Below are 19598 nucleotides of genomic sequence, written 5' to 3' on the forward strand. Positions count from 1 at the left end.
ACAGGCTACCGCGGCAGCGCCAGCCTCCACTCCACCAGAGGAAGGGTCAGGTGCCGGGAAACAGCGCGTCGAAGACGCGGATCGACGCGTAGGCGTCGTTTGCCGCATAGCGGATCTGCGCTTCGGTCAGTTGCTTGTTGGCCCAGTTCGAGGTCGTCGCCTTGCGCGACTTCACGAAGCGGCGGTTGAACACCAGTGCCACCGCCGCCTTCACGCCCACCGACTTGCGGTAGCCACGATGGCGGAATTCGGTGTCGATGTCGAACACCGCCTGCGGCTCGATCTGCAGCTTGTTGCGGATCAGCGTGAGGTCGCCTGACAGGCCGAAGCCCACCTTGCGCAGTTCGGTCGACGCGATCAGCTCGGCCACCAACGGGTTGCATTCGGTGCGATGCAACTGGAACAGCCAGGCCGTGTCGCGTGTAGAGAATTGCACCACGTGCGGGCCGCCGGAGACTTCGTTCTTGGCGAAGGTGGGCTTGGATTCGGTGTCGAAGCCGGCCACGCGCGCGGCCAGCAGCGTGTCGGCGGCGCGTTCGGCTTCTTGCAATGTGGCAACGACAACGATGTTCTTCAGGCCGAGGCCGTCGAAGGGTTCGAGCAGTGCGATCTGTTCGCGCTCGGGCAATGGGGGCAGCGCGGAGTTGTTGTCGCTCACCGGGGAACTGCTTTCTGGGTCTTCTTCACTGCTGCTTTCTTTGCGGGCGTTTTCCGGGCGGCTGTTTTCTTCGCCGCCGGAGGCTTGGGGGTCTTGATCTTTGGCGGTTGGCCTGAGCGCAGCGCTGCTTCGTACGCGCGGCGGCCCCACAGGGCGGCTTCTTCGCGGTCCTCGAACAGATCGGCCGGCGCTTGCCGGTACGACATCGGCATCGACTTGCCCTGGCGCTCGTAGGTGAAGGGCGGCAGGTTCTGCTTGTCGAAGTGCGGGGCGCTTTCGGCATCGGCCTTCAGGTAGAGCGTGTCGCGAATCACCAGCGCGATCATGCGGCCTTCGTGAAAGATGCCGTGGGCGCCGAACATGCGGCGGGGCTCGATGCGGCCGAAGCGCTCGAAGATTTCGTGCAGGCTCTGGACGAAGGCGCTCATGGTGCGGGCCTCGTGTTGTTCATGCGGTGATCTCGATGCGGTTGCCGTCGGGGTCGAGCACGACGCTCTCGTAGTAGCCGTCGCCGGTGCGGCGCGGGCCATCGAGCAGCGGATAGCCGTCGTTCTTCAAGCGCTGCGTGAGTTCGTCGACGGCAGCGTCGGAACCCACGCCGATGGCCAGGTGCGTCCAGCCCATGCGTTGCGCGCCGGCTTCGATGGAAACGGGTGAGAGCGTGCTGGTGGTCATGGCCTCGATGCGCGCGCCGTCGCCCAGGCTCAGGAAGCATGAGGCGAAGCCCTTCGTCGGATTGACGTAGCCCGCGCCGGCCGTGGCGCCGAAATAGTCGACATAGAAACGCTTGCAGCGCTCGAGGTCAGTGGTCCAGAGTGCGATGTGATCGATGCGCATGGGGAAGAAAAATCAGGAAAGTCGCTCAGCCTACGCGCCACGGTGGTCGTGAGGGCGACCAATGGTAGGCAATGCGTTCGCGGCCGCTGGTCGGATGCCGGTCGACCGTGCCGCGCTCCAGGCCATAGCGTTCATAGAAACGCTGGGCCGACGTATTGGTGGTGGCCACATGCAGCCGCCAGCCGGTGGGAATGCGCACGCAGGCTTCGTCGAGCAAGGCCTTGCCCAGGCCCTGGTTGCGCAGGTGGGGCTCGACAAAGAGCTGGGCCACGTACTCGCGCCGCTCCAGCAGCACCATGAAGGCGAGCACCTGTCCGTCGCGCTCGGCCAGCACGACCTCGGCTGGAGACACGAATTCGGTTCGCACGCGCTGCAGCCAGTGCGCGATCGGCTCGATGCTGGCGGCGCCCCGGTTGGCGGAAATCCACGCGCGCCGCCAGATACCGGCCAGTACCATGCTCTCTTCGGTGGAGCCATCGCGCGACCGCAGGTGAAAGGCTGGGATTTGGGCTGCGGACATGCGTTCCATGATACGGCGCGCACCCGCCGTGGTCGATCAGCCGTGCAATGTTTGCGCGTGATGCGCGATGTGATCGGCGATGAAGCTCTGGATGAAGTAATAGCCGTGGTCGTAGCCCGCATGGCGGCGCAGCGTGAGCGGCTGGCCGGCGGCAAAGCAGGCGGCCTCGAACACTTCGGGGTGCAGTTGCTCGGCCAGGAATTTGTCGGTCAGCCCCTGGTCGATCAATATGCCTTGGGGGTAGGGCGAGACGGTCTGCGACTGCATCAGCGCGCTGGCGTCGTGCGCCAGCCATTGGGCGCGGTCGTCACTGGGCGCACCCAGGTAGCCGCTGAATGCTTTCTGGCCCCACGGGCATTGTGTTGGCGCGCAGATCGGCGCAAAGGCCGACAGCGACTTGAAGCGCCCCGGGTGCCGCATGGCCAGCGTGAGCGCGCCGTGGCCGCCCATCGAGTGGCCGAAGATGCCCAGGCGTTGGCCGTCGATGGCGAAATGCTGCGCCACCAGTGGCAGCAGCTCGTGGACGATCCAGCTTTCCATGCGCCAGTGCGTGGACCAGGGTTCGGCGGTCGCGTCGAGGTAGAAGCCGGCGCCGATGCCGAAGTCCCAGTTGTCTTTCGCGCCCGGCAGGCTTTCGGGCTCCGCGCCTCGCGGGCTGGTGTCGGGCGCGATCAACGCTAGGCCCAGGCTTGCGGCCATGCGTTGTGCGCCGGCCTTGGTCGCGAAGGTTTCCTCGTTGCAGGTCAGGCCCGCAAGGTAGAGCAGGGCGGGCACGCGTTCGTGCGCGGCTTGCGGCGGCAGATAGACCGAGAAGCGCATCGGCAGCCCGATCTCGTGCGAGCGGTGCTCGTGAAAGCTCTGCACGCCGCCGAAGGCGTGGTGCTCGGAAAGTGTCTTGAGGGTGTCGGTCATCGGGATTCTTTGTTGTGCAGTGCGGGCACCAGTTCGAGCACGGCGTCGGCGAAGGTGCGCGGCGCTTCCTGCGGCATGTTGTGGCCCACGCCCGGCACGAGCCGGTGCGAGCGTGGTCCGCTGAAGCGGTGCGCGTGGGCCGAGGCCTCGGCGGGTGGGCGTACGCCGTCGTCGATGCCGTCGAAGGTGATGGTGGGCACGGTGATCGTGGGTTCGGCCGCAAGGCGACGCTCGATGTCCGCGTAGGCCGGGTCACCGGGCACGAGGCCGAAGCGATGGCGGTACGACTGGATCACCACGTCCACGAAATCAGGATGGTCGAAGGCGGCGGCGCTGCGCTCGAAGGTGGCGTCGTCGAACTTCCAGGTCGGCGACCACAGCTTCCACAGCAGCTTCGTGAACGCCCTGCGGTCCTCGGCGAGCCCGGCGCGGCCGCGTTCGCTGTGAAAGTAGTACTGGTACCAGAGGCTGTGCTCCTTGGCCGGCGCATCCGGTTCCATCGCCTTGGCGATGTTCTGGATGTTGTAGCTGTTGAAGGACACCAGCCCCGCGCAGCGCTCGGGCCACAGTGCCGCCACCACGCAGGCGGCGCGCCCGCCCCAGTCGTAGCCGGCCAGCACCGCGCGCGGAATGGCAAGCGCATCGAGCAGCGCGAGCAGGTCGGCGCCCAGCGCGGCCTGCTCGCCCGAACGCGGCGTGGCGTCGCTCAGGAAGCGCGTGGCGCCATAGCCGCGCAGGTACGGCACGATCACGCGGCAGCCTTGCGCCGCGAGCATCGGCGCCACTTCGGCGTAGGTGTGGATGTCGTAAGGAAAGCCGTGCATCAGCAGCACGGGTGGGCCGTCGGCGGGCCCGGTCTCGAAGTACGCGACTTCGAGAACGCCCGCCTTGATCTTGCGCAAGGGTTCCATGCGGTTCATGGCGGGCGCCTCCTGAAGAGTTAATACAGAACCACGCCGCGGATCGACTCGCCGCGCTTCATCAGGTCGAAGCCCTTGTTGATGTCTTCCAGCGGCATGGTGTGCGTGATCAGGTCGTCGATGTTGATCTTGCCTTCCATGTACCAGTCGACGATCTTCGGCACGTCGGTGCGCCCGCGTGCGCCACCGAAGGCCGAGCCTTCCCACTTGCGGCCGGTGACGAGCTGGAAGGGACGCGTGCTGATCTCTGCGCCGGCCTCGGCCACGCCGATGATGATGCTGCGGCCCCAGCCCTTGTGCGTGCATTCGAGCGCCTGGCGCATCACCTTGGTGTTGCCGATGCACTCGAAGCTGTAGTCGGCGCCGCCGTCGGTCAGTTGCACGATGGCGTCGACCACGTTCTCGGTGTCCTTCGGGTTGATGAAGTGCGTCATGCCGAACTTGCGGGCCATGGCTTCGCGCTCTGGGTTCAGGTCGACTCCGATGATCTTGTCGGCGCCCACCATCTTGGCGCCCTGGATCACGTTCAGGCCGATGCCGCCGAGGCCGAACACCACCACGTTGGCGCCGGCTTCCACCTTGGCCGTGAAGATCACCGCGCCAATGCCGGTGGTGACGCCGCAGCCGATGTAGCAGACCTTGTCGAAGGGGGCGTCTTCACGGATCTTGGCGAGCGAGATTTCGGGCGCGACGGTGTAGTTGCTGAAGGTGCTGGTGCCCATGTAGTGGGCGATCGGCTGGCCGTCGAGGCTGAAGCGCGAGGTGCCGTCGGGCATCTGGCCCTTGCCCTGCGTGCCGCGGATCAACTGGCACAGGTTGGTCTTGCGCGAGAGGCAGAACTTGCATTGGCGGCATTCGGGCGTGTACAGCGGAATGACGTGGTCGCCCTTTTTCAGGGTGGTGACGCCGGGGCCGACGTCGACCACGATGCCCGCGCCTTCATGGCCGAGGATCGCGGGGAAGATGCCTTCCGGGTCGGCGCCCGAGAGCGTGTAGTAGTCGGTGTGGCAGATGCCGGTGGCCTTGATCTCGACCAGCACTTCGCCGAAACGGGGGCCGTCGAGATCGACGGTTTCAATGGTGAGCGGGGCTCCGGATTTCCAGGCGACGGCGGCTTTGGTTTTCATGGCGGGTTCGGGGAAAGAGAAAGAGGGAGGCGCGAAGGCCCAAGGATACTCAGGCGGAGCCAGCAGGGAAGATACCCGACATGCCAATGAACCCGGGCAAATGGCGGAAATTCCAGACCCAGTTTCGGAGGGCTGGAAATTCGTCCAGTGAAATGCCGCCTTCGCCGGCCAGCGCGACGTACGGAAAGCAGGCCAGGTCGGCAATCGTCGGCTCGGGTGCCGAGGCCAGCCAGCGCAGGCCCATGCTGGCCTGTTCGGCAAGGTGGTCGTCGAGCACGCGGAACACGGCGCGCGCGCCGGCGCGGCAGGCGTCGATGTCGAGGTGGTGGTAGCCGAGCGTGTCGTGCAGCCGCGCGGCCGAGGCGGTGCGGGTGATGTCGTCGGCGGTGGCAAGCCACATCGCGACCTGGCCGCGCAGCTTCGGGTCGTCGGGATGCCAGTGGCCCTGCGCGTCGTGGTGGCGGCTCGCCAAGTAGACGAGGATCGCCTGTGCATCGCGCAGCAGGAAGCCGTCGTCGTCGATCACCGGGAGCTGGCCCAGCGGGTTGATGTTCGCCAGGAAGGCGGCCGATTTGTGCTCGCGCCCAGGGTAGAAGTTGACCGGCACGGTTTCATGGGCGACGCCGAGCCACGCCAGCATCTGCCGCACCTTGAAGCAGTTGCCCGAGAGCGGGTAGTCGTAGAGCTTCAGCATCGTCATGCAGCAGCCCTCACGCCGAAGCGCATGCCGCGCTCGCGCAGCCAGCGGCGGTAGGTGACGGACGAGGTGTCGCCGCGTGTGGGCGTCTCGGCGCGGCCTTCGAGCGGCATGCGCTTGTAGGCGTGGTTCTCCAGGATCGGTTTGTCCTGCCCGAAGATCGTGTGCTGGAACGCGATGAGTTCGGCGTCGGTGGAATCGTCGTCGTAGCAGGCAAGGATCGTGTGGGCGATCACGTGCTCGTCGTCGATGGGCTGCAGGAAGAGGCCGATGGCATCGAGTTCGCCCGCGCGAAAGCTCGACTTGTAGAGCATGGCCGAGAAGGGCTGCATCACGCGGTACTTGTAGAGCACCTCGCTGCCCGAGTCGTGTGCGGCCGAGGCGCGCGGCTGCCAGAAGCGGCAGTCGGTGGCCCAGATTTCTCCCGTGGCTGGTTCGACCTGCACCTGGTACTGCGCCACCTCGGTGTGCGGCACCTTGCCGAGGTAGTCGGCGTGCACGAACGGAAAGTGCGCCATGTCCAGGAAGTTCTCGATCACCCGCAGGCCCGACACCGCAACGCCGATGCCGCCGCAGTCGATGGTGCGGCGACCGGGTTCGCTGTATTCGGGGAAGTCGAACAACGCACGCGCGGGCTGGCCGCTCGGGCAGACCCAGAGGTAGCCGTAGCGTGATTGCACCGCGAGCGGCTGATCGCCCAGGCGGCACTGGGGCGTGCCGTCGGCATCAATCCAGAGCTGCACCGTTTCGCCGAGCAGGCGGGTCGTGCGCGCTTCGGCCGTGGTGGGCCCGACGACCAGCCAGTCGTCGCGCATGTTGGGGTCGTCGGTGACGAAGGGCATGGCTTCTTTCAATCTTTGGGAAAGGCTTCGATCTCGCTGCGCAGGCGGCGGACGGCGACGTGCAGGACTGTCATGGCATGCCCGGCCGGATGTGCATCGCTCCAGAAATGAACAAAGGCGAGGGAGGGCTGGGCGTCGAGGACGAGGGCGGCGGTGTTCACCTCGTCGAGTTGGCCGCGCCATGCGCCCGACGCCGCATCGGCGACCAGGCCGTGCCGGGCCAGCATTTTGCGCACCGTGCTGGCGGGTGCTCGCACGGTCAGCGTGCGGCAGAAGTTCCAGCCGGCAGGGACGGCGTTGGCCAGTTCTGTGGGCGCGATGTGCGTCTCGGGCGACAGGTGAACCCACAGCATTCCTGCTGCCTCGGCCACGTTGAACGTCTTCGCGCAAACGTTGCGCGGCGCTTGCATGGCCGGGTGTGCCGGGATGCGCGTGCATTGCCCGCTGCCGGCCGCGTATTGCCAGCCGTGGTAGGCACAGGCCAGCCGGTTCTCGATCACCTGGCCGAGCGTGAAGCGCACGCTGCGGTGTGGGCAGCGGTTCTCCCATGCCTGCGCTGTGCCATCGGCAGCGCGCCAGAGGGCGAGTTCCTGGCCTTCGGCAAAGCCGGCGACGATGTTGGCGCCGGGGCGCAGGTCGGCCGCCCGTGCCACGGGATGCCAGGGGGTAGTGTTGTTTGTGTTCATGGTGCGTGGGCCGCAGGGGCGTGAGGCTCGGCGCCGGTGATGGCATAGCATTGACGCCACCCCGGCCATGCCGTCTACCGTACCGCGTCTGCCGCACCGATGAAAGCCACATGAAGAGACGCAACTTTTCATTCCTGAAACGCTGGGCTGAAATGACACCCTGTTTTTCTGTTCGTCGCGTTGTGCTTGATTCTTGGCGCTGCTGTTCAGGGCGTCGCTCACGCCGACACGGTGCTCTTTTTCGCGAATGTCCCCCGCTTCGCTCCTCCTTTATTTCGCGAAAAAGAGCCCCGTATCGACGTGAGCGTTGGACAGAGCGGTTGTTGATCGCAGGATCAATAGCAGCGTGCCCATGTGCGAATGACGCCGGGTGCTCCCCGCAGCGAAATAAAGGAGGAGCGAAGCGGGGGACATTCGCGGAGGGGAGCACCCGGCGTCATTCGCACGCGCCCCGAACAACAGCGTTCGGGACACCGAGGCCAGTTCCACGTGTCGTGGATCAAGCGATCACCCCGTGGGGCAACTAGCATGAGCCGCATCGATCTCGCATTGGTCGAGGCCTTCGTGCTGGTCGCGAAGGGCGGTAGTCTCACCAAGGCCGAAAGCCTCTCGGGCGTGTCGAAGGCCACCTTGAGCCGGCAACTCACGCGGCTGGAAAAGCTGCTGGGCGCGCAACTGCTGATGCGTAGCCCGCGCCGCATCACGCTCACTGAAGCCGGCCGCGCCTTTTTCGCCCGCTGCGAAGGGCTGCTCAACGAAGTGACGGGCCGGCTCGAAGCGGCCAGCACCGAAATCCACGAGCTGACGACCGGCGTGTCGGGCAGCCTCTCGCTGCTGTCGGACACGCAGTTCAGCACTTCCTTCGTCTGCCACGTGGTCAAGCTGTTCCTGGAGTCGCATCCGAATGTGCGCTGCCAGCTCGACGTGGCGAACGGCTTTCACGCACCGCAGGTCGGCGATGTCGATTGCTATGTGTGTTCGGAGCCGCCCGATGCCCCCAACCTCGTGGCCAAGCTGCTGGGCAAGTTGAACTACGGGCTCTACGCGAGCCCGCAATACCTCGCGCGCCACGGGACCCCACAGGCGCCGGATGAGCTGGTACGGCACCAGTCGATCGTGATGAAGGCTCCGTCGGGGTTGTCGCAGATGCTGCTGGTGTCGGGCGAATCGGGCAGCTTCGCTTTCCGCCCCGAGCCCGCCTTCGAGACCAACGACCACTGGGTCATGAAGACCTTCTGCATCGACGGCCTGGGCATTGCGCTGCTGCCGGCCTTCTTCGTGCGCCCCGAGGTGGAGCAGGGCGTGCTGGTGCCGGTGCTGCCGCAGTGGCAGCCCGAGCCGCGCCGCATCTACTGCGCCTACCAGCGGCAGCGCTACATGGGCCAGAAACTGCGCGACTTCGTCGACCTGATGGCGCGTTGCGTGGTGGACATCGACTCGTACAACTACTACGTCGGATCATCGACAACGAAGCGCCGCAAGACCGGCGCGAGACCATAATTGGCGGCGTTTGCCAGTTGCCCTCAGGCCTTTACTCATCATGAAGAAAATACTCGTCCTCAACGGCCCCAACCTCAACCTGCTCGGTACGCGAGAGCCCGAGCAATACGGTCGCGACACGCTGGCCGATGTCGAACGTCTGTGCAAGGACACGGGCGCCAAGCTCGGCGTCGAGATCGAGTGCCGTCAGTCGAACCACGAAGGTGTGCTGATCGACTGGATCCAGGAAGCGGGCCGCGAGGTGGCTGCCGGCAACATGCTGGGCGTGGTCATGAACCCCGGCGCCTACACCCACACGTCGATTGCGCTGCACGATGCGATCAAGGGCGCGAGCGTGCCGGTGATCGAGCTGCACATCTCGAACGTGCATGCGCGTGAAGAGTTTCGCCACCACTCCTACATCTCGCCCGCGGCGCGCGGGATCATCGTGGGGCTGGGGGTGAAGGGCTATACGCTGGCTATTGCTGCGCTTGTTCCTTAGGCCTACTTCAAGGTCTTGCGTGTTTCGTGTCGGGCGGTTCGGGGGCGCTTTTGTTCAGGGCGCGTGCGAATGACACCGGGTGCTCCCCTCCGCGAATGTCCCCCGCTTCGCTCCTCCTTTATTTCGCTGCGGGGAGCACCCGGCGTCATTCGCACCTGGGCATGCTGCTGGAGTGCAGCCGATCAACGACCGCTCTGTCCAACGCTCACGTCGATACGGGGCTCTTTTTAGCTAAATAAAGGAGGAGCGAAGCGGGGGACATTCGCGAAAAAGAGCACCGTGTCGGCGTGAGCGGCGCCCTGAACAGCAGCACCCCAAAAATTTCAGTAGGCCTGCTTCGGCGCCGCAGCCTTCCAACTACGACTGATGCGCCCAGCACTGTCGATGCTTTCAAGGTGCACGTCAAAGCCCCAGAGCCGAGCAACATGCTTCAGCACTTCTTCCGCACCGTCATGCAACGGCAGGTTGTTGCGCTGCGTATGCCGCAGTGTCAGCGAACGGTCGCCGCGCGTGGCGACATTCCACACCTGGATGTCGGGCTCGCGGCTGCTGATGTCGTACTGTCGTGACAGCGATTCGCGCAACGCCTGATAGCCGCTGTCGTCGTGGATGGCCGACACCTCGAGTTCGGACTCGCTCTGGTGATCGCGGATCGAGAACAGCCGAAAATCGCGCATCGTCTTCGGGCTCAGGAACTGACCGATGAAACTCTCGTCCTTGAAGTTGCGCATCGCGTAGTCGAGCGTCTTGACCCAGTCGGTACCCGCAAAGTCGGGGAACCATCGGCGATCTTCGTCGGTCGGCTTCTCGCACACGCGCCGCAGGTCGGTCATCATCGCGAAGCCGAGTGCATAGGGATTGATGCCGCTGTAGGCGCGATGGCCTACCGGTGGCTGGAAGATCACACCGGTATGCGAGCTGAGCCATTCCATCATGAAGCCGTCGGCGAGCTGACCACGGTCGTACATGGTGTTGAGCAGCGTGTAGTGCCAGAAGGTGGCCCAGCCTTCGTTCATGACCTGCGTCTGGCGCTGCGGGTAGAAGTACTGTGCAATCTTGCGCACGATGCGCACCACCTCACGCTGCCAGGGTTCGAGCAGCGCGGCGTTCTTCTCGATGAAGTAGAGCAGGTTCTCCTGCGGCTCCGACGGAAAGCGCCGTGTGGCGTCGGAGTCGGCTGCCTGCTCGGCACGCCGCGGCAGCGTGCGCCAGAGATCGTTCACCTGCTGCTGCATGTGGCGCTCGCGGTCCGCGCGCTGCACGCTCTCCTGTGCCAGCGAACGCTTCTGTGGGCGGCGATAGCGGTCGACACCGTAGTTCATCAGCGCATGGCAGGAGTCGAGCAGTTCCTCGACTGAATCAACACCGTGCCGCTCTTCGCACTCGGCGATGTAGTGCCGCGCATAGACGAGGTAATCGATGATGGAGGACGCATCGGTCCACATGCGGAACAGGTAGTTGCCCTTGAAGAAACTGTTGTGGCCATAGGCCGCGTGCGCGATTACCAGGGCCTGCATGGCCATGGTGTTTTCTTCCATCAGGTAGGCGATGCAGGGATCGGAGTTGATGACGATCTCGTACGCCAACCCCATGTGGCCGCGCTTGTAGTTCTTCTCGGTCGCGATGAACTGTTTGCCGTACGACCAGTGGCGGTAGATCATCGGCATGCCCACGCTGGCGTAGGCGTCCATCATCTGCTCGGCCGTGATCACTTCGAGCTGGTTGGGATACACGTCGAGCCCGAAGCTCTTGGCTGTCTTGGCGATCTCGGTGTGATAGGTCTCGATCAGCTCGAAGGTCCAGTCGGAAGGACTGGGCAGGCGCTCCAGGACAGGGCCGGACGAAGGGCGGTCAGTGTTCATGAGTTGACCCCTTCCTTCTTGAACAGGTCACGAAAGACCGGATAGATGTCTTGTGCGTCCGACACCTTGCGCATTGCAAAGTTAGGCTGCACGCCTTCGAGCTGCTGGTATTCCTGCCACAGGTTCTGCTCGGTCTCGGCCACCTGCACGTATGCGTAGTAGCGCACCACCGGCAGGATGTTGTCGACCAGCAGCTCGCGGCAGCGGCCGCTGTCCTGGTGCCAGTTGTCGCCATCGCTGGCCTGCGCGCCGTAGACGTTCCATTCGCCGCTGGGGTAGCGCGCCTTGATGATCTCGTCCATCAGCACCAGCGCGCTCGACACCACCGTGCCGCCGGTTTCGGTGGCGTGGAAGAACTCTTCCTCGGTCACTTCCTGCGCCTGCGTGTGATGGCGCAGGAACACGAGGTCGATGGTCTCGTAGTGCCGCGTGAGGAACATGTACAGCAGCATGAAGAAGCGCTTGGCCATGTCCTTGCGCGCCTCGTCCATCGAGCCCGACACGTCCATCAGGCAGAACATCACGCACTTGGCGCTGGGCACCGGCGTCCTCACGCGGTTGCGGTAGCGCAGGTCGATGGGGTCGATGTAGGGCACGTGCCGCATGGTGCGGCGCAGCTCGGCGATGCGCTCTTCGGTTTCGCGGATTTCCTTCTGGATGAGCGCCGTCGTGACCTGTGGATGCTGCTTGAGGTGTTCGAGATGCGCTTCGAGACGCTTGAGTTCCTTGCGCGGTTCGCCGCCGAGCGCGATGCGGCGGGCCAGCGCCCCGCGCATCGAGCGCACCACGTGCAGGTTGTTGGGCGAACCGTCGCTCGTGAAGCCGGCGCGGTGGCTCTTCCACTCGGGCACATCGGCGATCTGGGTGCGAATGAGGTGGGGCAGTGCGAGGTCGTCGAAGAACACGCGCATGAACTCTTCGCGTGTGAGGCGGAAGACGAAGTCGTCTTCCCCTTCGCCGCCGTCGCCGGCCTCGCCGCTGCCGGAGCCGCCACCAGCCTGGCCTTCGGGACGCTTGATGCGGTCGCCCTTCAGGTACTCCTGGTTGCCCGGATGCACGTACTCGCGGTCGCCGCCACGGGCGTGGCCGAACACGGGTTCGGACACATCGTGGCGCGGCAGGGTCACGTCTTCGCCTTGCTCCAGTTCGCGGATGTTGCGGCCACTGACGGCGCGCCTCACCGCTTCCTGGATCTGCCCCTTGTAGCGCCGCAGGAAGCGCTCACGGTTGCCAATGGACTTGTTCTTGCCCGATAGCCGGCGGTCGATGATCTGCTGCAGGATGGCCACGATGGTGTCAAAGCTCCTTGCAAAGAAGAGGGAAGAACTGCTGCGCGTTCGTCGCTATGAACTCTTGCGCACCCGCAGATACCACTCGCACAGCAGGCGAACCTGCTTGGCCGTGTAGCCCTTCTCGACCATGCGGGTCACGAAGTCTTCGTGCTTCTTCTGTTCGTCGGCGCTGCTCTTGGTGTTGAAGCTGATCACCGGCAGAAGCTCTTCGGTGTTGGAGAACATCTTCTTCTCGATCACCGCGCGCAGTTTTTCGTAGCTGGTCCACGCCGGGTTGCGCCCCGCGTTGCCGGCCCGTGCACGCAGCACGAAGTTGACGATCTCGTTGCGGAAGTCCTTCGGGTTGCCGATGCCGGCCGGCCGTTCGATCTTCTCGAGCTCGCCATTGAGCGAGGCCCGGTCGAACACTTCGCCGGTGTCCACGTCGCGGAACTCCTGGTCTTGAATCCAGTAGTCGGCGTAGGTGACGTAGCGGTCGAAGATGTTCTGGCCGTACTCGCTGTAGCTCTCCAGATACGCGGTCTGGATTTCCTTGCCGATGAACTCGGCATAGCGCGGCGCCAGCAGCTCCTTGATGTAGCTGATGTACTTCTGCTCGACCTCCGGCGCGAACTGCTCGCGTTCGATCTGCTGTTCGAGCACGTACATCAGGTGGACCGGATTGGCCGCGACCTCGGAGCTGTCGAAGTTGAAGACCTTCGAGATGATCTTGAAGGCGAAGCGCGTCGACACACCGCTCATGCCTTCGTCGACACCCGCGTAGTCGCGGTACTCCTGGATCGACTTGGCCTTGGGGTCGGTGTCTTTCAGGCTCTCGCCGTCGTACACCTGCATCTTGCTGAAGGTGCTGGAGTTCTCGGGCTCCTTCAGGCGTGTGAGCACCGAGAGCTGGGCCATCATGCGCAGCGTGCCGGGAGCGCAAGGCGCCTTGGCCAGCGACGAGTTGCGCACCAGCTTTTCGTAGATCTTGATTTCTTCCGAGGCGCGCAGGCAGTAGGGCACCTTGACGATGTAGATCCGGTCGAGGAAAGCCTCGTTGTTCTTGTTGTTGCGGAAGGCCTTCCATTCGCTCTCGTTGCTGTGCGCGAGCACGATGCCGTCGAAGGGAATGGCGCCGAAGCCTTCAGTGCCCTTGAAGTTGCTTTCCTGCGTGGCCGTGAGCAGCGGGTGCAGCACCTTGATGGGCGCCTTGAACATTTCCACGAACTCCAGCAGCCCCTGGTTGGCCAGGCACAGGCCACCGGAGTAGGCGTAGGCGTCGGGGTCGTCCTGGGCATAGGTCTCCAGCTTGCGGATGTCTACCTTGCCGACCAGCGAGGAGATGTCCTGGTTGTTCTCGTCGCCGGGCTCGGTCTTGGCGACCGCGATCTGCCGCAGCACCGATGGGTAGCGCTTGACCACCTTGAACTGGCGGATGTCGCCGCCGTATTCCTCGAGCCGCTTGACGGCCCAAGGCGAGAGAATTCGATTCAGGTAGCGATGGGGAATGCCGTATTCTTTTTCAAGGATCTCGCCGTCTTCGGCCGTGTCGAACAGGCCCAGGGGCGATTCGTTCACCGGTGAGCCCTGGATGGCGTAGAAGGGCACACGCTCCATGAGCTGCTTCAGGCGCTCGGCGATGGAGCTCTTGCCACCACCAACGGGACCCAGCAGGTAGAGGATTTGCTTCTTTTCTTCCAGTCCCTGCGCGGCATGGCGGAAATAGGAGACCACCTGTTCGATGGCGTCCTCCATGCCATAAAACTCCTTGAACGCCGGGTAGATCTTGATGACCTTGTTGGCGAAGATGCGCGAAAGCCGGGGATCGTTGCGCGTATCGACCAGCTCGGGCTCGCCAATGGCCTTGAGCATGCGCTCGGAGGCGGTGGCATAAGCCGTGGGATCGCGTTTGCAGGTATCGAGGTAGTCCTGCAGCGAGATGACTTCCTCGCGGGTGCGCTCGTAGCGGGCGGCAAAGTTGCTGATCACATCCATGGTCACGCCTCCATCAGGTCAGTGGGCTTTTGGCCCCGGAGCCTGCAGCAAAAGCAATGCGCGCCATTTAAAAGGTGTGCCCGCCCTCGCTGCATGCGGTGGAAAACTCCCTTACAACAATCTGCTAACAATCAGCATAAAGCAAAGATTGAACCCGGCAAATCATTTCTTAAATCAGAACCACACCAACAAGTAAAGTTCCTCGAAAAAAGCGGAACTACTATTCAAATTTCGGTTAAATTCAAAAGCTCGCTTTTCTAATTCTCTCCGGGTGAAAACACCTATGCCGAACGGCCATCTGCCGCTTTTCGGTTTTTCCGAGAAAGCATCGCCTATTGAGCCTCTGTGCTCAATAAAACCGGCGCCTCTCTTCAATAACGTGTGATCTGCCGTTTGGTTTATTGCACATCAAAAAAAAATATAAAAGCAATCCCCGCGCCACTTTTTGAGGAGGCGCTTGCGTGAGTTGATGTGGGAGGGGAGCGCGGACGCCGGTCAGCGTGTTCCGCAAAGGTGCGAACAGCACCTTTCGTGTGCTTGGCGCCGGATCAGCGGCCGGCATGCACCATTTGGACGAGGTTCACCTCGGGGGCTGCCGTGAAGTAGCCGGAGTTCGAGGTGAAGGTCTGTTGCCCGGAAGCCGGGTGCCGGGCTTCACGTGCAAAGTGAAGAAGTGGGCCGAATCCCCGCACCGCAACTGGGTGGCAATGGGGTCCAGGCTGTTGAACAGGTCCTGCACGCCCTTGGTGCGCTTCAGCGTGATCTCTTCCATGGCCTGCGAAGAGCAAGCCACACAGAAGCGCCAGGTCAGCGAGGCACTAGCCTGGCACTGCCATCAACTGAAGAACTCTTTCGCCTTGTCGAACCAGCTCTTGTCGGTCGGGCTGTGTTTGTCGCCACCCTTCTTGAGCGATTCGTCGAGCTCCTTCAACAGCTTGCGCTGATGCTCGGTGAGCTTCACGGGCGTTTCGACGCGCACGTGGCAGTACAGGTCGCCGGGGTAGCTGGAGCGCACGCCCTTGATGCCCTTGCCGCGCAGGCGGAACTGCTTGCCACTTTGCGTGCCGTCGGGAATGTCGATGGCGGCCGCGCCCTTGAGCGTGGGCACGTTGATCTCACCGCCGAGCGCGGCCGTGGTCACGCTCACCGGCACCACGCAATGCAGGTCGTCGCCATCGCGTTCGAACAGCTCGTGCTTCTTCAGGCGAATCTCGATGTACAGGTCGCCCGGCGGCCCGCCGTTGGTGCCTGGCTCGCCATTGCCGGTGCTGCGAATGCGCATGCCGTCGTCGATGCCGGCCGGGATCTTCACTTCGAGCGTCTTGTTGTTCTTGATCTTGCCCTGGCCGTGGCACACGGTGCAGGGCTCGGGAATGATCTTGCCGCTGCCGTGGCAGGTCGGGCAGGTCTGCTGCACGCTGAAGAAGCCCTGGCGCATCTGCACCGCGCCGGCGCCGTGGCAGGTGGTGCAGGTGATCGGCTTGGTGCCGGGCTTGGCGCCCGTGCCCTTGCAGGTGTCGCAGTTGTCCCAGCTGGGAATGCGAATCTGGGCTTCCTTGCCGTCGGCCGCTTCCTCGAGCGTGACTTCCATCGCGTAGCTCAGGTCGCTGCCGCGGAACACCTGGCGTCCGCTGCTGGTGCGGCCGCCGCGGGCACCACCGAATACGTCGCCGAAGATGTCGCCGAAGGCTTCCGCGAAACCGCCGAAGCCTTCCGCGCCCGGGCCGCCGCGCATGTTGGGGTCGACACCGGCATGGCCGTACTGGTCGTAGGCCGCGCGCTTCTGGCCGTCCGACAGCATTTCGTAGGCTTCTTTCACCTCCTTGAACTTGGCCTCGGCGTCCTTGCTGGTGTCGCCGTGGTTGCGGTCAGGGTGGTGCTTCATCGCGAGCTTGCGATAAGCCTTCTTGATTTCTTCCTCGCTCGCGTTCTTGGGGACGCCGAGGGTTTCGTAATAGTCGCGTTTGGTGGCCATGGCAGGTCGATCTGGAAGCAGCGGGAACTCGGGTAACGTTGAAGCGAGAAAGGCTGGACCACCCCTTCAGGTGATCCAGCCTTGCACAAGGGACTGAAGATCAGCCCTTCTTGACTTCCTTGACTTCGGCGTCGACCACGTTGTCGTCGGCCTGTGCATGCGCAGCAGCTTCCGCGCCACCCGGGCCGCTGGCGGCCGAGGCGCCGGCCGCAGCCTGCGATTCGGCATACATCTTCTCGCCGAGCTTCTGGCTTGCGGTCATCAGCGTGTTGGTCTTTTCCTCGATCACGGTCTTGTCTTCACCCTTGAGGGCTTCCTCGACGTCCTTGATCGCGGTTTCGATCGCTTCCTTCTCGGCGGCTTCGAGGCTTGCGCCGTGTTCGCCCAGCGACTTCTTCACGCTGTGAACCATGGCTTCGCCCTGGTTGCGGGCCTGCACGATCTCGAGCTTCTTCTTGTCGTCTTCGGCGTTGAGCTCGGCGTCCTTCACCATCTTCTGGATCTCGTCTTCGCTCAAGCCCGAGTTCGCCTTGATGGTGATCTTGTTTTCCTTGCCGGTGCCCTTGTCCTTCGCGCCGACGTGCAGGATGCCGTTGGCGTCGATGTCGAAGCTCACTTCGATCTGCGGCGTGCCGCGCGATGCCGGCGGAATGCCTTCGAGGTTGAACTCGCCCAGGGCCTTGTTGCCCGAAGCGATTTCACGCTCGCCCTGGAACACCTTGATCGTCACGGCCGGCTGATTGTCTTCGGCGGTCGAGAAGGTCTGTGCGAACTTCGTCGGGATCGTGGTGTTCTTCGTGATCATCTTGGTCATCACGCCACCCATGGTCTCGATGCCGAGCGACAGCGGGGTCACGTCGAGCAGCAGCACGTCCTTGCGGTCACCCGAGAGCACCTGCCCTTGAATGGCGGCGCCAACGGCCACGGCTTCGTCGGGGTTCACGTCCTTGCGTGGTTCCTTGCCGAAGAAGGCCTTCACCTTTTCCTGAACCTTGGGCATGCGGGTCATGCCGCCGACCAGGATCACGTCGTTGATGTCGCTCACGCTGATGCCGGCGTCCTTGATGGCCAGGCGGCAAGGCGCGATGGTGCGCTCGACCAGCTCGTCGACCAGGCTTTCCAGCTTGGCGCGGGTGAGCTTGATGTTCAGGTGCTTCGGACCCGATGCATCGGCCGTGATGTAGGGCAGGTTGATGTCGGTCTGCGCGCTGTTCGACAGTTCGATCTTGGCCTTTTCAGCGGCTTCCTTCAGGCGCTGCAGGGCGAGCACGTCCTTGCTCAGGTCGACGCCCTGGTCCTTTTTGAACTCGGCAATGATGTAGTCGATGATGCGCTGGTCGAAGTCTTCGCCGCCCAGGAAGGTGTCGCCGTTGGTCGACAGCACTTCAAACTGCTTTTCGCCGTCGACGTCTGCAATTTCGATGATCGACACGTCGAAGGTGCCGCCACCCAGGTCATACACGGCGATCTTGCGGTCGGCCTTGTCGTGCTTGTCCAGGCCGAAGGCCAAGGCTGCAGCGGTGGGCTCGTTGATGATGCGCTTGACGTCCAGGCCCGCGATGCGGCCGGCGTCCTTGGTGGCTTGGCGCTGGGCGTCGTTGAAATAGGCCGGCACCGTGATCACGGCTTCGGTCACGGTTTCGCCGAGGTAGTCTTCGGCGGTCTTCTTCATCTTGCGCAGGATGTCGGCGCTGACTTGCTGCGGGGCCATCTTCTTGCCGCGCACTTCGACCCATGCGTCGCCGTTGTCGGCCTTGGTGATGGTGTAGGGCATCAGGTTGATGTCCTTCTGCACTTCCTTTTCCTCGAACTTGCGGCCGATCAGGCGCTTGATCGCGTACAGCGTGTTCTTGGGATTCGTGACGGCCTGGCGCTTGGCCGAAGCACCGACCAGGACTTCACCATCTTCCTGGTACGCGACGATCGACGGCGTGGTGCGTGCACCTTCCGAGTTCTCGATCACGCGTGTGGTGTTGCCTTCCATGATCGACACGCACGAGTTGGTGGTGCCGAGGTCGATGCCGATGATCTTTGCCATGTTCTTTACTCCTGAAAGCCTGAAAAATATGTTGTTATGAACTTGTGGATAACCCAGCGCGATTCAAGGGATGAAGCGTGGATTTCCTGTGGGAATCTTGTGTGCCGAATGAATTACTTCGGCGCGCTGACCGTGACCAGCGCAGGACGCAGCACGCGATCATTGATGGTGTAGCCCTTCTGGAGCACGCTCACCACGGTGTTCGGTTCCTGCTCGGCGGGCACCACCGAGATGGCCTGGTGCTGGTGCGGGTCGAACTTGGTGCCGGGGGCCGGGGCCACTTCGATCACCTTGTTGCGTTCGAGTGCGCTCTTGAGCTGGCGCAGCGTGGCTTCTGCGCCTTCGCGGATCTGCTCGGGCGTGGCGTCCTTGATGGCGAGGCCGGCTTCGAGGCTGTCGGTCACCGGCAGAAGGCTTTCGGCAAAGGCCTCGACAGCGAACTTGCGGGCCTTTGTGATCTCGTCGTCGGCGCGGCGGCGGGCGTTCTGCACGTCGGCCTGGGCGCGAAGGTACTGATCGGCCAGCTCGGTATTCTTGGCTTGCAGCGTGGCCAGTTCGGCTTGCGCCGCGGCCAATGCGTTCAACGCGTCGGCTTCATTGGCGGCTTGTGCAGCCTCCAGTTCTTCGGGGCTGGGCTCGCCTTGCAGCATTTGCGAATTCTGTGCGGATTGTTGCGGGTCAGACATTTTTCAAAGAACCGGCTGTGGACCGGAAAACAAATCGATAGCCAGCCAGTTTGGGCTGGCCGGGAGCTTTTCAAGCGAAAAAATGCGGCCAAAAGGGCCGCAGAGGCATGAAAAAGGCCCGGAACCGGGCCTTCACGCCATGTTTTGGCGTCGAAACGCGCTCAGTGGGCGTCGAGGAGTTCGACGTCGAACTTCAGCGTGGCGTTCGGGGGGATCACGCCGCCGGCGCCGCGGGCACCGTAGCCCAACGATGCTGGAATGATCAGCGTGCGCTGGCCGCCGATCTTCATGCCGGCCACGCCTTCGTCCCAGCCCTTGATGACCTGGCCGGCGCCCAGCGAGAACGCGAACGGGTCGTTGCGGTCGCGGCTCGAATCGAACTTGGCGCCTTGCACGCCGTCGTTGTAGAGCCAGCCGGTGTAGTGCACATGCACGTGCTGGCCAGCCTTGGCTTCGGCGCCGTCGCCGACGGTGGTGTCTTCGTACTGCAGGCCGGAGGGGGTGGTAGGCATCTTGAAACGCTCCTTGCGTCGATAGGGGAAGAATGGATCGAAGGCGCGGAGTTTACCGAGGCCGGACCGGGCCGGCCTG

Annotated in this window: 19 protein-coding genes; 2 read left to right on the forward strand and 17 right to left on the reverse strand. The window is 63.5% G+C overall.

From position 1 onward, the window contains the following. Positions 1 to 46: 46 nt before the first annotated feature. Genes H7F35_RS22510 through H7F35_RS22555 form a run of 10 tightly spaced genes read right to left on the reverse strand, consistent with a single transcriptional unit; the run spans position 47 to position 7199 of the window. Complete coding sequence (locus H7F35_RS22510; RefSeq protein ID WP_187108794.1) at positions 47 to 658, reverse strand: 3'-5' exonuclease; 612 nt, start codon at positions 656 to 658, stop codon at positions 47 to 49. Further along, on the reverse strand, positions 655 to 1086 hold the full coding sequence (locus tag H7F35_RS22515) for a TfoX/Sxy family protein (RefSeq protein WP_187108795.1): 432 nt from the start codon (positions 1084 to 1086) through the stop codon (positions 655 to 657). Before H7F35_RS22515 ends, H7F35_RS22510 begins: the two co-directional genes overlap by 4 nt. Before the next feature lie 19 nt (positions 1087 to 1105). Continuing rightward, positions 1106 to 1495 carry a VOC family protein gene (locus H7F35_RS22520; RefSeq protein WP_187108796.1) on the reverse strand — a complete coding sequence of 130 codons (390 nt, stop codon included), beginning with the start codon at positions 1493 to 1495 and terminating at the stop codon, positions 1106 to 1108. Between the two features lie 25 nt (positions 1496 to 1520). After that, complete coding sequence (locus H7F35_RS22525; protein ID WP_261803314.1) at positions 1521 to 2015, reverse strand: GNAT family N-acetyltransferase; 495 nt, start codon at positions 2013 to 2015, stop codon at positions 1521 to 1523. A 36-nt stretch (positions 2016 to 2051) separates the two neighbouring features. Continuing rightward, a complete protein-coding gene (fghA, locus tag H7F35_RS22530) occupies positions 2052 to 2927 on the reverse strand; it encodes an S-formylglutathione hydrolase (protein WP_187108798.1) in 876 nt (291 codons plus the stop codon). Then, complete coding sequence (locus tag H7F35_RS22535; protein ID WP_187108799.1) at positions 2924 to 3847, reverse strand: alpha/beta fold hydrolase; 924 nt, start codon at positions 3845 to 3847, stop codon at positions 2924 to 2926. The genes fghA and H7F35_RS22535 overlap by 4 nt, the downstream gene beginning before the upstream one ends. A gap of 20 nt (positions 3848 to 3867) precedes the next feature. Beyond that, positions 3868 to 4974, reverse strand: coding sequence for an S-(hydroxymethyl)glutathione dehydrogenase/class III alcohol dehydrogenase (locus H7F35_RS22540; protein ID WP_187108800.1), 1107 nt, complete (start codon positions 4972 to 4974; stop codon positions 3868 to 3870). A 49-nt stretch (positions 4975 to 5023) separates the two neighbouring features. Next, complete coding sequence (locus tag H7F35_RS22545) at positions 5024 to 5668, reverse strand: glutathione S-transferase family protein (protein ID WP_187114376.1); 645 nt, start codon at positions 5666 to 5668, stop codon at positions 5024 to 5026. 2 nt (positions 5669 to 5670) lie between these two features. Beyond that, on the reverse strand, positions 5671 to 6513 hold the full coding sequence (locus H7F35_RS22550) for an aromatic ring-hydroxylating oxygenase subunit alpha (RefSeq protein ID WP_187108801.1): 843 nt from the start codon (positions 6511 to 6513) through the stop codon (positions 5671 to 5673). A gap of 8 nt (positions 6514 to 6521) precedes the next feature. Then, positions 6522 to 7199: a Rieske (2Fe-2S) protein gene (locus tag H7F35_RS22555; protein ID WP_187108802.1), complete on the reverse strand. Its 678-nt coding sequence runs from the start codon at positions 7197 to 7199 to the stop codon at positions 6522 to 6524. A 528-nt stretch (positions 7200 to 7727) separates the two neighbouring features. On the opposite strand from H7F35_RS22555, the gene H7F35_RS22560 reads away from it, so the two are divergent. After that, entirely contained in the window at positions 7728 to 8699 is a 972-nt protein-coding gene (locus tag H7F35_RS22560; RefSeq protein ID WP_187108803.1) for a LysR family transcriptional regulator, read from the forward strand. A gap of 40 nt (positions 8700 to 8739) precedes the next feature. Then, a complete protein-coding gene (gene aroQ, locus H7F35_RS22565) occupies positions 8740 to 9180 on the forward strand; it encodes a type II 3-dehydroquinate dehydratase (protein ID WP_187108804.1) in 441 nt (146 codons plus the stop codon). Between the two features lie 323 nt (positions 9181 to 9503). Here the strand turns inward: aroQ and H7F35_RS22570 are convergent, their stop codons facing one another. The 7 genes from H7F35_RS22570 to H7F35_RS22600 form a co-directional block, all read right to left on the reverse strand. Continuing rightward, complete coding sequence (locus tag H7F35_RS22570) at positions 9504 to 11042, reverse strand: SpoVR family protein (RefSeq protein ID WP_187108805.1); 1539 nt, start codon at positions 11040 to 11042, stop codon at positions 9504 to 9506. Further along, complete coding sequence (locus H7F35_RS22575; protein WP_187108806.1) at positions 11039 to 12331, reverse strand: YeaH/YhbH family protein; 1293 nt, start codon at positions 12329 to 12331, stop codon at positions 11039 to 11041. The genes H7F35_RS22570 and H7F35_RS22575 overlap by 4 nt, the downstream gene beginning before the upstream one ends. Positions 12332 to 12385: 54 nt before the next feature. After that, positions 12386 to 14308 (reverse strand): PrkA family serine protein kinase, encoded by a 1923-nt coding sequence (locus H7F35_RS22580; protein ID WP_187108807.1) that lies wholly within the window; start codon positions 14306 to 14308, stop codon positions 12386 to 12388. An 835-nt stretch (positions 14309 to 15143) separates the two neighbouring features. After that, entirely contained in the window at positions 15144 to 16283 is a 1140-nt protein-coding gene (gene dnaJ, locus H7F35_RS22585) for a molecular chaperone DnaJ (RefSeq protein WP_187108808.1), read from the reverse strand. Between the two features lie 100 nt (positions 16284 to 16383). Next, entirely contained in the window at positions 16384 to 18321 is a 1938-nt protein-coding gene (gene dnaK, locus H7F35_RS22590; protein WP_187108809.1) for a molecular chaperone DnaK, read from the reverse strand. A 113-nt stretch (positions 18322 to 18434) separates the two neighbouring features. Next, a complete protein-coding gene (gene grpE / locus H7F35_RS22595; RefSeq protein WP_261803315.1) occupies positions 18435 to 18971 on the reverse strand; it encodes a nucleotide exchange factor GrpE in 537 nt (178 codons plus the stop codon). A 197-nt stretch (positions 18972 to 19168) separates the two neighbouring features. After that, on the reverse strand, positions 19169 to 19519 hold the full coding sequence (locus H7F35_RS22600; RefSeq protein ID WP_187108811.1) for an FKBP-type peptidyl-prolyl cis-trans isomerase: 351 nt from the start codon (positions 19517 to 19519) through the stop codon (positions 19169 to 19171). Between the last annotated feature and the right edge of the window lie 79 nt (positions 19520 to 19598).

The organism is Variovorax sp. PAMC26660 (assembly GCF_014302995.1).
Taxonomy (GTDB): Bacteria; Pseudomonadota; Gammaproteobacteria; order Burkholderiales; family Burkholderiaceae_C; genus Variovorax.

What these genes read in the sequence shown, in the direction of transcription:
- aroQ (WP_187108804.1), top strand. Translation starts at nt 8,740, where the DNA reads ATGAAGAAAATACTCGTCCTCAACGGCCCCAACCTCAACCTGCTCGGT.
- H7F35_RS22600 (WP_187108811.1), bottom strand. Translation starts at nt 19,519, where the DNA reads ATGCCTACCACCCCCTCCGGCCTGCAGTACGAAGACACCACCGTCGGC.
- H7F35_RS22525 (WP_261803314.1), bottom strand. Translation starts at nt 2,015, where the DNA reads ATGTCCGCAGCCCAAATCCCAGCCTTTCACCTGCGGTCGCGCGATGGC.
- H7F35_RS22540 (WP_187108800.1), bottom strand. Translation starts at nt 4,974, where the DNA reads ATGAAAACCAAAGCCGCCGTCGCCTGGAAATCCGGAGCCCCGCTCACC.
- H7F35_RS22520 (WP_187108796.1), bottom strand. Translation starts at nt 1,495, where the DNA reads ATGCGCATCGATCACATCGCACTCTGGACCACTGACCTCGAGCGCTGC.
- H7F35_RS22580 (WP_187108807.1), bottom strand. Translation starts at nt 14,308, where the DNA reads ATGGATGTGATCAGCAACTTTGCCGCCCGCTACGAGCGCACCCGCGAG.
- fghA (WP_187108798.1), bottom strand. Translation starts at nt 2,927, where the DNA reads ATGACCGACACCCTCAAGACACTTTCCGAGCACCACGCCTTCGGCGGC.
- H7F35_RS22515 (WP_187108795.1), bottom strand. Translation starts at nt 1,086, where the DNA reads ATGAGCGCCTTCGTCCAGAGCCTGCACGAAATCTTCGAGCGCTTCGGC.
- H7F35_RS22560 (WP_187108803.1), top strand. Translation starts at nt 7,728, where the DNA reads ATGAGCCGCATCGATCTCGCATTGGTCGAGGCCTTCGTGCTGGTCGCG.
- H7F35_RS22555 (WP_187108802.1), bottom strand. Translation starts at nt 7,199, where the DNA reads ATGAACACAAACAACACTACCCCCTGGCATCCCGTGGCACGGGCGGCC.
- dnaK (WP_187108809.1), bottom strand. Translation starts at nt 18,321, where the DNA reads ATGGCAAAGATCATCGGCATCGACCTCGGCACCACCAACTCGTGCGTG.
- H7F35_RS22535 (WP_187108799.1), bottom strand. Translation starts at nt 3,847, where the DNA reads ATGAACCGCATGGAACCCTTGCGCAAGATCAAGGCGGGCGTTCTCGAA.
- grpE (WP_261803315.1), bottom strand. Translation starts at nt 18,971, where the DNA reads ATGCTGCAAGGCGAGCCCAGCCCCGAAGAACTGGAGGCTGCACAAGCC.
- H7F35_RS22550 (WP_187108801.1), bottom strand. Translation starts at nt 6,513, where the DNA reads ATGCCCTTCGTCACCGACGACCCCAACATGCGCGACGACTGGCTGGTC.
- H7F35_RS22570 (WP_187108805.1), bottom strand. Translation starts at nt 11,042, where the DNA reads ATGAACACTGACCGCCCTTCGTCCGGCCCTGTCCTGGAGCGCCTGCCC.
- dnaJ (WP_187108808.1), bottom strand. Translation starts at nt 16,283, where the DNA reads ATGGCCACCAAACGCGACTATTACGAAACCCTCGGCGTCCCCAAGAAC.
- H7F35_RS22545 (WP_187114376.1), bottom strand. Translation starts at nt 5,668, where the DNA reads ATGCTGAAGCTCTACGACTACCCGCTCTCGGGCAACTGCTTCAAGGTG.